Source organism: Acidocella sp. C78 (assembly GCF_907164655.1).
Map to the genome: position 1 here is coordinate 1 of NZ_CAJQZK010000062.1, position 13,951 is coordinate 13,951.

Consider the following 13,951-nt stretch of genomic DNA (forward strand, 5'->3'; position numbering starts at 1 on the left):
GCCTTGCGCGCCCGCTCGGCGGCAAGTGCGAGCCCATCCTGATCGTCCTGCGGCAGCGGCCGCGCGCTCAGCAGGCCGCGCCAGCCGAGAAACCCCGCGTCGCCATGCTTGGCGAGGTCAGCGAAGAGCGCCTCCGCCGTCGTCGCATCACCGCTCTGCCGCGCCGTTTCGGCGCTCACGTAAAGCGGCAATGGCGCATCGGGCGCGTGGCGCCGCGCCGTTCGCGCATGGCCAGAAGCCGCGCCGATATCGCCGGCGGCGAGCGCGGCGAGTGCGCGCAGCGAGGCGGCGTCGGCGGCATCACGCCGCGCGCGTCCGCGTCTTGCCGCCACGCGCCGGGGCAGGCCGAGCGCACCGCGCAGCAGGCCCAGCGCCAGAATTGCCACGGCGACCAGAAGCGCCAGCAGCAGGATCGCCACCGGCGTCGACGCGCTGGCGGCATAGCTGCCGATCTCCACCGTAACCTGCCCCTGCAGGCTGGCGAGATACCAGGTGATGCCGAGCAGGACGATCGCCACAAGGCCGAAGCGGAAGGCGCGCAGCATCAGGCTTTCTCCGCCATCGCGGCCAGCGCCGCCCGTGCCGCGATCAACCCGGTCGCCTCATTCGTCCAGGGCTTCATGGCCGATGCGGCCTTGGGCGGCAGCTTCGCGAGGTCGTTCACCGCGGCGCCGAGATCGTCCCGCGCCAGCGCCGCGCGCGCCTTGCCGAGAATGCCCTCCGCCAGGCTGCCGACCAGCACCTTGTCGCCATGCCGCAAGGTCACGAGGCTTTCCACCCGCGCGGTCGCCTGCTGCCAGAAGCCGCCCTGCGCCGTCGCGTCGCCCGCTTCGCGCGCCGCCGCCACGGCATAGGTCGCAAAGCTCGCCTTCAGCCCGGCAAGCGTCGGCGGCTTCGCCGCGGCATAAACCGCAAGGGCCGCCGGCGCGCCGGGAATCTCGCCAAGCGGCAGACCGTTCTGCAGGTTCAGGCTGGCCTGCGCGATCAGGGCGAGGGTTTTCGCCTTCGTCACCAGCGCCGGCAGGTCGCCGCTCTGCTGGCGAAGCCGCGTCACCGCCGCATGATCGGCGAGGGTGGTGGTCGACAGCGCCGCGATGCTGGTTTCGATCCTGCCGATCCGTGCCGCGAGATCGGCGGGCAGGGCCGGGGCGGGTGCGGCGGGCGCCGGCTTGTCTGCCGCCGTGGCAACGCTGGCGAGTTTCTGCTCCAGCGCCGCGACGCGGTCGCGCAGCGCGCCGAGCCGGGTCGAGAGCTGGTCGATCCGGGCCGATTGTCCCGCCGCGCCGAGCTGGGCGCGGAACAGGAAGAGCTCGCCGCCCGCAAGCAACAGGATCGCGACCGCCACGAGGCCGATCGCCTTGCGCCGGTGCCGGGACGCGCCTGCCGCATCCGGTGTGGCAGCGGGTTCGGCGGCCTGCGGCTCGGGCGCCGGGGCTGGTGCCGGATCGGCGGTGGCGGAGGACTCGGGCGGGGTGTGATTCGGGTCGTGCTCGCTCATGGCAACAAGGGTAACATGTGATCCTGATCGGGCGAAACCGCGCTGCGGATCTCGCGAAACGGCAGGCGGGAGAGCGGGGCCGCCGCCGCCGGGCTGATCGCCACGGCAACCGCGCCGGCCAGCGCCCCGTCGAGCCCGGCCGCGGTGACGAGGGTTGCAAAACTGCGCGCGCTCGCGGGCGAAAATACCATCACCCGGTCGACGTCGCCGGCCTCCAGCGCCGCCCGCGCCGCCGCGTCGAGTTCCCGGGCCGGGCGCGAGCGATAGACCACGCGGCGCGTCACCCGGAAGCCGCGGCGGCGCAGGTCGGCGGCGAGATCCGTGCTGTGCCCCGCGCCGCAGGCCAGCAGCAGCCGCGCGCCGGACGCGAGCCGCGCGCCCACCAGCGCCGCGAGATCCCGCGCCGTTCCCGCGGCGCTGGCGACCGAGATGAACCCGGCGGCCCGCGCCCGCGCGGCGGTGGCATCGCCTACCGCGAAGAGCTTCACGGCGCGCAGGGCTGGCGGCAATCCCGGCAGCGCCTGGGCGCTGGCAACGACGATGGCGTCCATCACCGCCGGCAGCGCTGCCGGCAGCGCCTCGATCTCGAGACAGGGGGCGAGAACCGGAACATGCCCGGCCGCGCGCAGGGCGGCGGCGGTGGCGCTGCCGCCCGGTTCGGGGCGGGTCACCAATATGGTGAGCGGATCGGTTGCGCCCGTTTCAGTCAAGAAAGATGTCGGCCGGGCTGTCGCGCCGCAGCGAGGCGCCGAGTTCCGCCCCCAGCCGCACCGCGTCGGCGGCGTTCGCCACCTCGCTGCGCTTGAGCAGGAAGCTGCCATCCGGCCGCGCCGTGAGTCCGGTCAGATGCAGGTTGCCATCCGGCAGCAGCCGCGCATATCCGCCGATCGGCGTCCGGCAGGAGCCGTCGAGCGCGGCGAGCAGCGCACGCTCCGCCTTGGAAACCGCCTTCGCCTCGTGATTCTCGATCGCGGCGAGCAGCTCGGCGAGCCGCGTATCCGCGGCGCGAACGGTGATGCCAACGATTCCCTGGCAAGCGGCCGGCACCATCGCGTCCGGGTCGACCGCGGCACTGACTTCCTCCTCGAAGCCGAGACGCCGCAGCCCGGCGAGGGCGAGAAGCGTCGCATCGAACGTGCCGTTGCGCGCCGCATCCAGCCGGGTGCGGACATTGCCGCGCAGCAGGCCGATCTGCAGGTCGGGCCGGGCATGCAGCAGCTGCGCCTGCCGCCGCACCGACGAGGTGCCGACCCGCGCGCCCTTCGGCAGGCTCGCCCAGATGTCGCCCGCGTTCGCCGCGCCGAGCCCGTCGGCGAGGATCAGCGCATCCCGCGCGTCCTCGCGCTTCATCGTGCAGGCGAGGATGATGCCATCGGGCAGGGTGGTTTCCAGATCCTTCAGGCTGTGCACAGCGAAATCGATTCGTCCGTCCAGCAGCGCCTCGTGGATTTCCTTGGCGAACAACCCCTTGCCGCCGATCTCGGCGAGCGGGCGGTCGGTCACCCGGTCGCCCGTCGTGCTGATGATCTCGGGGGCGAAGGCGTCCGGCGCGAATCCGAGCGCGGGGCAGATCTCGCGCAGCGCGGCGAGGAACATGTCCGTCTGCCGGACGGCGAGCGGCGATCCGCGCGTGCCAACCCGCAGGGGCAGCCGGCGGCCGGAATGGGGGGCGACCTTGCCGCCCGACGAGCTTTCCTGGTGCATCTCCTCTGCTTAAAAGGAACGGGATGGAAAGAAAAGCCGCAAGTTTCGCGGGGTTCGGCCCCGACTCCCTGGTTCTCGGGATCGAAAGCTCGTGCGACGAGACTGCCTGCGCCGTGCTCGACGGCGCGGGGCGGATCCGCGCCGAATTCGTCGCCAGCCAGATCGCCGATCATGCCCCCTTCGGCGGCGTGGTGCCGGAAATCGCCGCCCGCGCGCACCTCGCCCTCTTGCCGGACATGGTCCGTCGCGCGCTGGCCGCATCCGGCGCCGCGCCGTCCGGCCTCGCCGCGATCGCTGCAACCGCCGGGCCCGGCCTGATCGGCGGCCTCATCGTCGGCGCCAACACCGCGCGCGGCATGGCGCTGGCCGCCGGCGTGCCCTTTCTTGCGGTCAATCATCTCGAAGCCCATGCGCTCACCGCGCGCCTGCCGGATGCGGGCGCCGCCGCGCCGGAGTTCCCCTATCTGCTGCTGCTCGTCTCCGGCGGGCACACCGCGCTGATCGCGGTCGAGGGGGTGGGGCGCTACCGCCGGCTCGGCACCACGCTTGACGATGCCGCTGGCGAAGCGTTCGACAAGGTGGCGAAACTTCTCGGCCTGCCCTATCCCGGAGGCCCCGCGCTGGAGCGCCTCGCCGCCGAGGGGCGGGATGGGCAGTTCAGCCTGCCGCGCCCCATGCTGGGCCGCCAGGGCTGCGACTTTTCCTTCTCCGGCCTCAAGACCGCCGTAGCCCAGCTCGTCGCCCGCCAGCCGGACGGCGGATTGCCGCATGATTTCGCCGCCGATCTCGCCCGCGCCTTCCAGAATGCGGTCGTCGCCGCCCTGGCCGACCGGCTGCGCCACGCCCTCGCCATGCTGCCGGGCGCGACGGCGGTCGTCGTCGCCGGCGGGGTCGCCGCCAACAAGGCGGTGCGCGCCGCGCTGGCCAGCGTCGCCGCCGAAGCCGGCCTGCCGCTCGCCGCGCCGCCGCTGCGCCTGTGCACCGACAATGCGGTCATGGTCGCCTGGGCGGCGATCGAGCGCCTGCGCGCAGGGCAGGGGGCCGACCCGCTCGCCGTGCGCTGCCGGCCGCGCTGGCCGCTCGAACAGGCGCGGGAGATGCAGATCGCCGGCTGATCATGCCTCATTCCGCCGGCATGGTCGCCAGCCGCCGCGCCCGGCGCCGGCCGAACCCGGTGACCGCGAGATAGATCACCGGCGTGGTGTAGAGCGTCAGCGCCTGGCAGACGATCAGCCCGCCGATCACCGCGATGCCCAGCGGCCGGCGCAACTGCTCGCCGGTGCCGACCGCGAAGGCCAGCGGCAGGGCGCCGAGGGCGGCGGCCAGCGTTGTCATCATGATCGGCCGGAAGCGTTCGAGGCAGGCGGCGCGGATCGCCTCGGCCGGCGTCATGCCGTGCGCGCGCTCGGCGTTCAGCGCGAAATCCACCAGCAGGATGCCGTTCTTCTTGACGATCCCCATCAGCAGGAAAATACCGATGATGCCGATGACCGAGAGCGGCGTGCCGGTGAGCAGCAGCGCCAGCAGCGCGCCGACGCCGGCGGAGGGCAGCGTCGAGAGGATCGTCAGCGGCTGCACCAGGCTCTCATAGAGCACGCCGAGCACGATATAGATCGCCACCAGCGCGGCGAGAATGAGCAGCGGCTCGGCGCTCAGCGATTGCAGGAAATAGCGCGCATTGCCGCCGAAGCTGATCTTCACCGCGGCCGGCAGCGGCAGCTCCGCGATCGCCTGTTTCACCGCCGCGATCGCCTGGCCGAGCGCGGCCCCTTGGCGACGTTGAAGCTGATCGTCCCTGCGGGCAGCCCGTCGAGATGGGTGACGGAGAGCGGTGCCGTCGCCCGCACCAGACGCGCGACGGCGGCGATCGGCACCGGCCCGCCGGTGCCGGCAACATAGACGTGCTGCAGATCCAAGGGTGAGCGATCGAGCCCCTCCGGCACTTTCAGGACCACGGAATACTGGTTCTGCGCCTCGTAGATCCGTGAAATCTGCCGTTGCGCGAAGGCGTTCTGCAAGGCGTCGTCGATCGCCGCGATCGAGACGCCGAGCCGCGCCGCCGCCTTGCGGTCGATCTCGACGGTGATCTGCGTCTGCGCCTTGTCCTGGTCGGTCGAGACATTGCCGATCTGCTTCAGCGTGCGCAGCTTGCGCTCGATCTCGGCGGTGACATCGGCCAGCCCCGCGAGCGAGGGATCGACGATCGAGAAACTGTATTCCCCGCCATTCGACTGGCCGCCGAAAAACAGGTCCTGCCCCACGAACATGGTCGTCGAGATGCCGGGAATTTGCGACAGCCGCGCCTGCAGCTGCGTCATTACCTGCTGCGCCGAGGCGCTGCGCTGCGACAGCGGCTTGAGCTGGATGAACATGTGGCCCCGGTTGGCGGTGGAAAATCCGTTGGCCACGCCGATCCGCGAGCTGACCGCCTCGACCGCCGGATTGGCGAGAATGGTCGCGACCACGCGCCCCTCCAGCCGCTTCATCCGCGAGAACGACACGTCGGACGGCGCGATCGTATGGCCGATGATCAGCCCCGAATCCTGCTCGGGAATGAACGCCTTGGGCACCTTGATGTAGAGAAACACGGTGAGCGCCACGGTGAGCGCGAAGCTCGCCAGCATCAGCCAGCGATGCGCGAGCGCCCAGTCGAGGCTGCTTGCATAGGCATCGAGGCTGCGGCGATAGAGCCGGTCGATCGCGCGGGCCGGCCGCGAATCCCGCCCCGCTTTCGGCGTCCGCCCCATGAACCGCCCGCAGATCATCGGCGTCACCGTCAGCGAGATCGCGCCCGAAATCAGGATCGCGATCGAAAGCGTTATCGCGAATTCGTAGAACAGGTCGCCGATGATGCCGCCCATCAGCGTCAGCGGCAGGAACACGACCACGAGCGATGCGGTGATCGAGACGACGGTGAAGCCGATCTGCCGCGCCCCCACCAGCGCGGCCTCGATGCCGCTCAGCCCCCGCTCGTGCTGGGTGACGATGTTCTCGATCATCACGATCGCATCGTCGACCACGAAGCCGACGCAGACGGTCAGCGCGAGCAGCGAGAAATTGTCGAGCGTGAAGCCGAGCGCCCACATCGCCGCCACGGTTCCGGCCAGCGAGAGCGGCACGGTGATGCCGGCGGCGATCGTCGGGGTCAGCCGGCGCATGAACAGCGTCACCACCACCAGCACCAGCAGAATGGTGATGAGCAGCGTGATCTGGATGTCGGCGACACTGGCGCGGATCGTCGTCGTGCGGTCGTTCAGGATCGAGAGCTTCACCGAGGGCGGCAGCCAGGTGCGGATGTCCGGCAGCAGTTTCCGGATCCCCTCCACCGTGCGGATGATATTCGCATCGGCGGTCTTGGTGATCTCGATGGTGATCGCCGGCCTGCCATTCGCCGTTGCGGAAAGCTGGGTATTGGCGACCCCATCGATGACCGAGGCGACATCTGACAGGCGCAGCAGCGCGCCGGATGCCGATTTCAGCACGATGTCGCGATATTGCGCGGCGGCCGAGATCTGGCCGTTGGCCACCAGCGTCCAGGCCCGGTGCGGCCCCTCGATGACGCCGAGCGGTTGCGTGGCATTGGCGCTGCGCACCGCGTTGTAGACATCGGCGCCGGTCAGCCCGGCGGCGGCGAGCGCCTGCGGATGCAGCCGGATCCGCACCGCCGGCGACCCGCCGCCATAAATGCCGACCTGCGCCACCCCGGCACCTGCGCCAGCCGCTGGTCCAGCACCGTGTCGGCAACGTTGTAGATCTGCCCGAGGCTCATCGTCTCCGAGGTGAGCGCGAGCGTCATCACCGGGCGCGAGGCCGGGTTGAATTCCTTGTAATAGGGCCGCCGCGGCATCGAGGAGGGCAGGTTGGGCAGGGCGGCGTTGATCGCGGCCTGCACCGCATGGGCATAGACGCTGATATCCGGTCCCGGATTGAACAGCACCACCACCGATGTCGACCCCACCGAGTTCTGCGAGCGGATGTCGTTCAGCCCCGGAATCGTGCCGAGCGCGTGTTCCAGCGGTGCCGCGACGGTGCTCGCCATCACCGCCGGCGAGGCCCCCGGGTCGGAGGCGAAAACGACGATGGCCGGAATCGGAATGCTCGGCACCGGTGCCACCGGCAGCCTCAGATAGGACAGGATACCCGCGATCAGGATGCCGAGGGCGAGCAGCGTCGTGCCGATCGGCCGCCGGATGAAGACCGAGGAGACGTTCACCGCCTAGTCCGCCGGGCCGGGTTGCGCCGCTGGCGCTTCCCGCCGCGCCGGCCGCAGCCGGTCCATCGCGAGATAGATCACCGGGGTGGTGAACAGTGTGAGCAACTGGCTGACCAGCAACCCGCCGATGATGGTGATGCCGAGCGGCGCGCGCAGCTCCGCCCCTGCGCCGCCCTCCAGCACCAGCGGCACCGCGCCGAGCAGGGCCGCCATCGTCGTCATCATGATCGGGCGGAACCGCAGGATCGCCGCCTCGGTGATCGCCGCCTCCGGGCTCACCCCCCGCGTGCGCTCGGCCTCGATCGCGAAATCGACCATGATGATGCCGTTCTTCTTCACGATGCCCATCAGCAGCACGATGCCGACCAGCGCCACCAGGGTGAAATCGGCGCCGAACAGCATCAGCGCGAGCAGCGCGCCGATCCCGGCCGAGGGCAGGGTGGACAGGATCGTCACCGGATGGATCGTGCTTTCATAAAGCACGCCGAGCACGATGTAGATGACGAGCAGCGCCGCGAAAATCAGCCACGGCTCCTGCGCGAGCGAGGTCTCGAACGCGGCCGCCGCCCCCGAAAACTGGCCGCTCACCGTATCCGGCACGCCGAGGTTCCGCTCCGCCCGGCCGATCGCCGCCTCGGCCGTGCCGAGCGACGCGCCCTTCGCGAGGTTGAAGCTGAGCGTGACCGAGGGGAACTGGTCTTCCCTTGTGATCGCGAGCGGGCCGTAGCGCTGGTCGATCTTCGCCACCTCCAGCAGCGGCACCTCGCCGGCAACGCTCGTGCCGGCGCTGCCGGCAGCCCCCGTGGTCGTGGTGCCGGTTCCGCTCACCGACCCGCCGGGGCCGAGCGACGCGGTCGATGTGCTGGTCGAAAGGCTGCCGGTCGGCACGTAAAGGCTGGCCAGCGCCTGCGGCGAGCGCGCATAGGCGGGATCGACCCCGAGCACGACGCGATATTGCGCGTTCTGCTCATAGATCGTGCTGACCTGTCGCTGGCCGTACGCGTCGTAGAGCGTCGCCTCGATCGTCGCCATCGAAATGCCGAGCCGCGCCGCCGCGGTCCGGTTGACGTCGATATAGGTCTCCAGCCCCTCGTTCTGCTGGTTGCTCGCAAGATCGGTGAGCTGCGGCAGCGCGGCGAGGGCGGCGCGGATCTTCGGCGCCCAGGCGTCAAGCTCCGCCTGGTCGGCATCGGTGAGCGTGTATTGATATTGCGTGGGCGAGACCCGCGAGGTGAGCGTGATGTCCTGCACCGGCTGCATGTAGGCGTGCAGCCCCGCAATCCCGGCAAGCCGCGCCTGCAAGCGTGCCATCACCGCGCCGATCGCGGCGCGCTGGCCGATCGGCTTGAGCGTGATGCCGAGCCGGCCGGTATTCGGCGTCGGATTGGCCAGGCCGGAGCCGAGCAGCGAGGTGACGCCGGAGACCGCCGGATCGGCGCGGATCGCGCGGATCGCGCGGTCCTGCAGCCGGGTCATCGCGGCGAGCGAAATGCTCTGCGCCCCCTCGGTCACGGCGACGATCGCGCCGGTATCCTCCTGCGGCAGCAAGGCCTTGGGAATGATCGCGAACAGGATGCCGGTCGCCACCACCGTCACCCCGAACGTCGCGAGCATCAGCCGCTGGTGACGCAGGCTCCACGCGAGGCCGGCGCGGTAGCGCTCCCGCAGCCCCGCCAGCGCCGCCTCCGCCGCGCGCGCGATCCGCCCCGGCTGCGAGGCCTCGGCGCCGCGCAGCAGCCGCGCGCTCATCATCGGCGTCAGCGTGAGTGACACCACCGCCGAAATCACCACCGCGATCGACAGCGTCACCGCGAATTCCGAGAACAGCCGGCCGATCACCCCGGGCATGAACAGCAGCGGAATGAACACGGCAACCAGCGACACGGTGAGCGAGACGATGGTGAAGCCGATCTGCGCGCTGCCGAGATAGGCGGCCCGCAGCGGCGATTCCCCCTGCTCGATGAAGCGGACGATGTTCTCGATCATCACGATCGCGTCGTCGACCACGAAGCCCGAGGCCACGGTGAGCGCCATCAGCGAAAGATTGTCGAGCTGGAAGCCAAGCTCGTTCATCACCGCGAAGGTCGCGATGATCGAGAGCGGCAGCGCCACCGCCGGCACCAGCACCGCGCGCGGATTGGGCAGGAACAGGAAGATCACCAGCACCACGAGCAGCGCTGCGGTGATCAGCGTGATCTGCACATCGCGCACCGAGGCGCGGATCGTCCCCGTCCGGTCGGCGGCGATCTTCACATCGATCCCCGGCGGCATCGCCGCGCGCAGCCCCGCCAGCGCCGCCCGCACATCCGCCACCGTGCTGACGATGTTCGCCCCGGCTGACGCTGGATGTCGATCACCACCGCCGGCGTGCCGTCATAGCTGGCGCTTTGCAGGTCGTTCTCGAGGCCCGAGCCGACCGTCCCCACCGCCGCAAGCCGCACCGGCGCGCCCTTGCGATAGGCGATGATCAGGCCGCGATACTGCGCCGGCACCGTGATCTGGTCGTTGGCGCCGATCGTGTAGGCCTGATTGTGCCCATCCAGCGCGCCCTTGGCGCCGGACTGGTTGGCATTGGCGATGGCGTTGCGCACATCCTCGAGCGACACGCCATAGGCGGCGAGCCGGGCGGGGTTCACGTCGATGCGGATCGCCCTGGTCAGCCCGCCCTCGACCGTCACCTTGCCCACGCCCTTCACCTGCGAGAGCTTGGGCACCAGGCGGGTCTGCGCCGCATCGGCAATCGCATCGAGCGGCAGCGTGCGCGAGGTCAGCGCCAGCGTCAGGATCGGCGCGTCCGCCGGGTTCACCTCGGAATAGGTCGGCGGATATTGCAGGTTCGGCGGCAGTGTGCCCGAGGCGGCGTTGATCGCGGCCTGCACGTCCTGCGCCGCCGTTGTCATCGGCATCGAAAGGTCGAAGCGCAGCGTGATCGCGCTGGTCCCCTGGCTCGAGATCGAGCTCATCGCCGCCAGCCCGGCGATCTGCCCGAACTGCCGCTCCAGCGGTGCGGTCAGCAGTTTCGACGCGGTGTCCGGCGAGGCGCCGGGAAGTTTCGTGACCACCTGGATGGTCGGAAAATCCACCTGCGGCAGCGAGGAGACCGGCAGCGCCCGATACCCCAGCGCGCCGATCAGCAACAACGCGATCGCGAGCAGCGACGTCGCGACCGGCCGGGCGATGAACGGGGCGGAAATGTTCACGGCTTGCCGGCGGTATCCGTGACGATCTTGATCGCCGATCCGCCCTTGAGGCGCGAATTGCCCTCGGTCACCACCTCGTCACCGGGGGCCAGTCCGCTGGTGATGACGACATCGCTCGCCGTCTGCACGCCCAGCGTCACCGTCCGGTCCACCACGGTGAAGGCGCCGCCGGGTTTGGCCGGATGTTTCACGAGAAACACGAAGCTGCCCCCGGGCCCCTGCTGCACCGCGACCGGCGGCACCGTCACCGCATCGCCGATCGTCCGCACCAGCGTGCGGACATTCACATAAGCGCCCGGCCAGAGCGTGAGATCGGGATTGGCGAACGTGCCCTTGAGCGTCAGCGTGCCGGTGCTGGCGTTCACCGTGTTGTCGAGCACGGCGAGGGTGCCGCGGTCGAGCACCTTCGCGGTCTGCGGGTCGCCTTCCTCGGTCGCGAGCAGGTCGACCTTGCCGCGCTTCATCGCGCCGACGATCTGCGGCAGGTCCTGCTGCGGCAGGCTGAACTGCACCGAGATCGGCTGCAGCGTGTTGATCACCACGATGCCGCCGGTCGTGTTGGGGCCGACGATGTTGCCGGCATTCACCTGGAGGATTCCGGTGCGCCCGGAAATCGGCGCGGTGATCCGCGTGTAGCCGAGATTGATCCGGTCGGTCTCGATGCTGGCCTCGTCCTGCTTGACCAGCGCGCGGTCCTCGGCGGCGGTGGCAAGCGCCGTCGCCGCCTGCAGTTTCGAGGTGTAGTTCTGTCTGACCAGCGAAGCGTATTGCCGCGCCTGCTGTTCCGCGTTGGCCAGGCTCGCCTTGTCCTGCGCGAGCTTCGCCTCCGCCTGGTCGAGGGACGCGCGATAGGGTGCGGGGTCGATCTCCGCCAGCACGTCACCTGTCTTCACGAACTGGCCCGGGGTGAACAGGATGCGGGTGAGCGGGCCGGTGATCATCGGCTGCACCGTCACCGTGTGATAGGCGACGACGGTGCCGAGCGCGTCGAGATATACCGGCACGTTCTGCCGTGTCGCCTTGGCCACCTTCACCGGGATCGCGGTCGCGGCAAAGCGGCGCTGAGGTTTCGCCCGGTGCGCGAGCCGATACGCCACCGCGCCGGCCAGGGCGAGCGCCACCAGTCCGAAAATGATCCGTCCGCGCCGTTTCGCCATCGTCAGTGATCCTTGCCGGCACCGGCCGTCCAGCCGCCGCCCATCGCCTTGTAAAGATTGACCGCGGCATCGAGCCGGGTCAGCCGCGCCGTCACCAGCGTCGTCTCGTCCGACAGCAGGGTCTGCTCGGCGTTCAGCACCGTCCCGATATCGACCACGCCGGCCCTGAGCTGCGCCTGAGCGCCGTCCAGCGCCGCGCGGGCGCGGGCGACGGCGACAAGCTGCAACGCTTCCTGCGCGGTCGCGTAGCGCAGCGCCGTCATCGCGGTCTCGACATCGGTGAACGCCTGCACCACCGCCTGCTCGTATTTCGCGACATCTTCCCGATAGGTCGCCCGGCTCACCCGCAACTGTCCGCTCAGCGCGCCGCCCTCGAAAATCGGCTGGGCGATCGAGGTGGCCGCCGAAATCAGCGTCGAGCCGGGGGCGAAAAGCAGGTTCAGCGCCTTGCTCTGCCAGCCGCCCGAGCCGGTCAGCGTGATCGACGGAAAGAACGCGGCGATCGCGCCGCGGACATTGGCATTGGCGGCGATCAGCGTGGCCTCCGCCGCCGCGATGTCAGGCCGCCGCGTCAGCAGGCCCGCCGGCAGCCCCGGCGCCAGTGCCGGGACGCGCAGCGCGCCGAGCGAGCCGCCATGGACGCGGAGGAATTCTGGCGCCTGCCCGGTGAGAATCCCAAGGCCGATCGCTTCCTGGCGCAGCTGCGAGACGAGGTTGGGAATGTTCGCCCGCTCGGATGCGACCAGCGCGGCCTGCTGCGCCACGCTCGGCGCATCGACGATGCCGGCCTTCAATTCCGCCCGTAGCTGCGCCAGCAGCCCCTCGGCGGCCTTGAGGTTGCGCTGGGCGATGCCAAGCTGGTCCTCATACGCCAGCACCTGGAAATAGACGGTGGCGACCGACGCCTCGGCGGTCAGCGCCACCGTCGCCGCGTTGAATGCCGCCGCCGCCGCGTTCGCCTGCGCCGCGCGCAGCGCGTCATCGTTCCTGCCCCAGAAATCGAGCTGGTAGGAGGCCTGGAAGGTCGCGGTGAAGCTGCGCGTATCCACCGTCCGCAGCCCGGCCTGGGTGCTCGTCTGCGCCTGCTGAAACGATCCGTTGCCGCTGGCCGTGATCGCCGGCAGCAGCGGCGCGCCGGCGATCTGCGCCTGCGCGTTGGCAGCCTCGAGCTGGTCGATCGCCTCGATTACGGTGAAGTTATGCGCCTTCGCCGCCGCCACCAGCCGGTCGAGTTCCGGGGAACCGAACTGGCGCCACCATCCCGGTTTCGGCCAGGCCGGTTTGGCCTCCGCCGCCGCGGCGAACCGGGCCGGAACCGGGGTTTTCGGCGGGTGAAACGCCGGGCCGACGGCGCACCCGGCAAGACCCAGCGGCAGCAGGGCGGCTGAGGCGAGGCGAAACAGCCTCATGCGGCAGCCTCCGATCGTCCCGTCACGCGCCCGCCGCCTTTCCGCGCCCGCCTTGGCGCATGAATGTTTGTTCGACGGCAGAAATCTGGATGTCCAGCGCACGTTTCAAGATCTCCGGCGCCGGTCCGCGGTCAGGGGCGCCAGGTCAGCGACGACGGCGGCGGCGAGGCGGGATCATACTCGATCCACGTTCCATTGGTCAGTGACTGTCCGGTCAGTGCGAGGATGAAGGCCCAATGGCTGACCACGATGGTCTGCCGCCAGTCCGGCCGCGCCGCCATCGCCGCGCGGAAGCGGTTGGCGCGTTCGATCACGGCGGCTTCGGATTCCGTCCGCTCCGGCCACCAGCGCGGCGGCAGATGGGTGAAGTCGTGATCCGGAAACCGCGCGGCGAGGCGATCCGGCGGGCTGCCCACATCGCAGGTGAAGTGGAACCGCTCGCGGATATCCGGCGAGATCACCACATCGAGGCGGCGTTGCGCGAGCATCGGCGCCGCCGTCTGCAAGGCGCGCGTGTAAGGCGAGACGATGAGCCGCCGCAGTGGGCGTGCCGCCAGCTCCGCGGCGGCGGCGGCGGCCTGCGCGTGCCCCTGCTCCGTCAGGCCGGGATCCTCGATTCCCGGGTCCTGCCGCGTTGCCGTGAAGTGGAGGTTGAACTCGCTCTGGCCGTGACGAAGCAGAATCATGGTGCTGTCGATAGCCCGAGCCGGCGGCTTCGGCAAACCGCCGCGCTCTGCCTCGCGGTTGCGGGCGCGGCGCGCTCGGCCTAT

General features: G+C 70.2%; 8 protein-coding genes and 2 pseudogenes. 1 reads left to right on the forward strand and 9 read right to left on the reverse strand.

Annotated elements, in window-relative coordinates:
• The 4 genes from ACIDOCELLA78_RS88880 to hemC all read right to left on the reverse strand — a co-directional run.
• On the reverse strand, nt 1-545 hold a 545-nt coding region (locus tag ACIDOCELLA78_RS88880), incomplete at its 3' end, for a heme biosynthesis HemY N-terminal domain-containing protein (RefSeq protein ID WP_283770832.1).
• Nucleotides 545-1,498, reverse strand: a complete 954-nt coding sequence (locus ACIDOCELLA78_RS88885) for a hypothetical protein (RefSeq protein ID WP_201728683.1) — start codon at nt 1,496-1,498, stop codon at nt 545-547. The genes ACIDOCELLA78_RS88885 and ACIDOCELLA78_RS88880, both read right to left, overlap by 1 nt.
• Nucleotides 1,495-2,208, reverse strand: a complete 714-nt coding sequence (locus ACIDOCELLA78_RS88890; RefSeq protein ID WP_201728684.1) for a uroporphyrinogen-III synthase — start codon at nt 2,206-2,208, stop codon at nt 1,495-1,497. Before ACIDOCELLA78_RS88890 ends, ACIDOCELLA78_RS88885 begins: the two co-directional genes overlap by 4 nt.
• Nucleotides 2,201-3,202: a hydroxymethylbilane synthase gene (hemC, locus tag ACIDOCELLA78_RS88895; RefSeq protein WP_201728685.1), complete on the reverse strand. Its 1,002-nt coding sequence runs from the start codon at nt 3,200-3,202 to the stop codon at nt 2,201-2,203. Before hemC ends, ACIDOCELLA78_RS88890 begins: the two co-directional genes overlap by 8 nt.
• Nucleotides 3,203-3,225: 23 nt before the next feature.
• Here hemC and tsaD point away from each other — a divergent pair, with 23 nt between their 5' ends.
• Nucleotides 3,226-4,317, forward strand: coding sequence for a tRNA (adenosine(37)-N6)-threonylcarbamoyltransferase complex transferase subunit TsaD (gene tsaD, locus ACIDOCELLA78_RS88900; RefSeq protein WP_201728686.1), 1,092 nt, complete (start codon nt 3,226-3,228; stop codon nt 4,315-4,317).
• Between the two features lie 7 nt (nt 4,318-4,324).
• On the opposite strand, the pseudogene ACIDOCELLA78_RS88905 reads toward tsaD, so the two are convergent.
• The 5 genes and pseudogenes from ACIDOCELLA78_RS88905 to ACIDOCELLA78_RS88925 all read right to left on the reverse strand — a co-directional run bounded on the left by ACIDOCELLA78_RS88905 (nt 4,325) and on the right by ACIDOCELLA78_RS88925 (nt 13,867).
• Nucleotides 4,325-7,415, reverse strand: a pseudogene (locus tag ACIDOCELLA78_RS88905) (efflux RND transporter permease subunit).
• A gap of 3 nt (nt 7,416-7,418) precedes the next feature.
• Nucleotides 7,419-10,615: pseudogene (locus tag ACIDOCELLA78_RS88910) on the reverse strand (efflux RND transporter permease subunit).
• Nucleotides 10,612-11,772: an efflux RND transporter periplasmic adaptor subunit gene (locus ACIDOCELLA78_RS88915; RefSeq protein WP_201728687.1), complete on the reverse strand. Its 1,161-nt coding sequence runs from the start codon at nt 11,770-11,772 to the stop codon at nt 10,612-10,614. Before ACIDOCELLA78_RS88915 ends, ACIDOCELLA78_RS88910 begins: the two are co-directional and overlap by 4 nt.
• 2 nt (nt 11,773-11,774) lie before the next feature.
• Nucleotides 11,775-13,181, reverse strand: coding sequence for an efflux transporter outer membrane subunit (locus tag ACIDOCELLA78_RS88920; RefSeq protein WP_201728688.1), 1,407 nt, complete (start codon nt 13,179-13,181; stop codon nt 11,775-11,777).
• A gap of 131 nt (nt 13,182-13,312) precedes the next feature.
• Nucleotides 13,313-13,867 carry a histidine phosphatase family protein gene (locus ACIDOCELLA78_RS88925; protein ID WP_201728689.1) on the reverse strand — a complete coding sequence of 185 codons (555 nt, stop codon included), beginning with the start codon at nt 13,865-13,867 and terminating at the stop codon, nt 13,313-13,315.
• Nucleotides 13,868-13,951 lie beyond the last annotated feature (84 nt).

Excerpts from the sequence above, each read along its gene's own strand:
- ACIDOCELLA78_RS88885 (WP_201728683.1), bottom strand. The coding sequence starts at position 1,498 with ATGAGCGAGCACGACCCGAATCACACCCCGCCCGAGTCCTCCGCCACC.
- hemC (WP_201728685.1), bottom strand. The coding sequence starts at position 3,202 with ATGCACCAGGAAAGCTCGTCGGGCGGCAAGGTCGCCCCCCATTCCGGC.
- tsaD (WP_201728686.1), top strand. The coding sequence starts at position 3,226 with ATGGAAAGAAAAGCCGCAAGTTTCGCGGGGTTCGGCCCCGACTCCCTG.
- ACIDOCELLA78_RS88915 (WP_201728687.1), bottom strand. The coding sequence starts at position 11,772 with ATGGCGAAACGGCGCGGACGGATCATTTTCGGACTGGTGGCGCTCGCC.
- ACIDOCELLA78_RS88920 (WP_201728688.1), bottom strand. The coding sequence starts at position 13,181 with ATGAGGCTGTTTCGCCTCGCCTCAGCCGCCCTGCTGCCGCTGGGTCTT.
- ACIDOCELLA78_RS88925 (WP_201728689.1), bottom strand. The coding sequence starts at position 13,867 with ATGATTCTGCTTCGTCACGGCCAGAGCGAGTTCAACCTCCACTTCACG.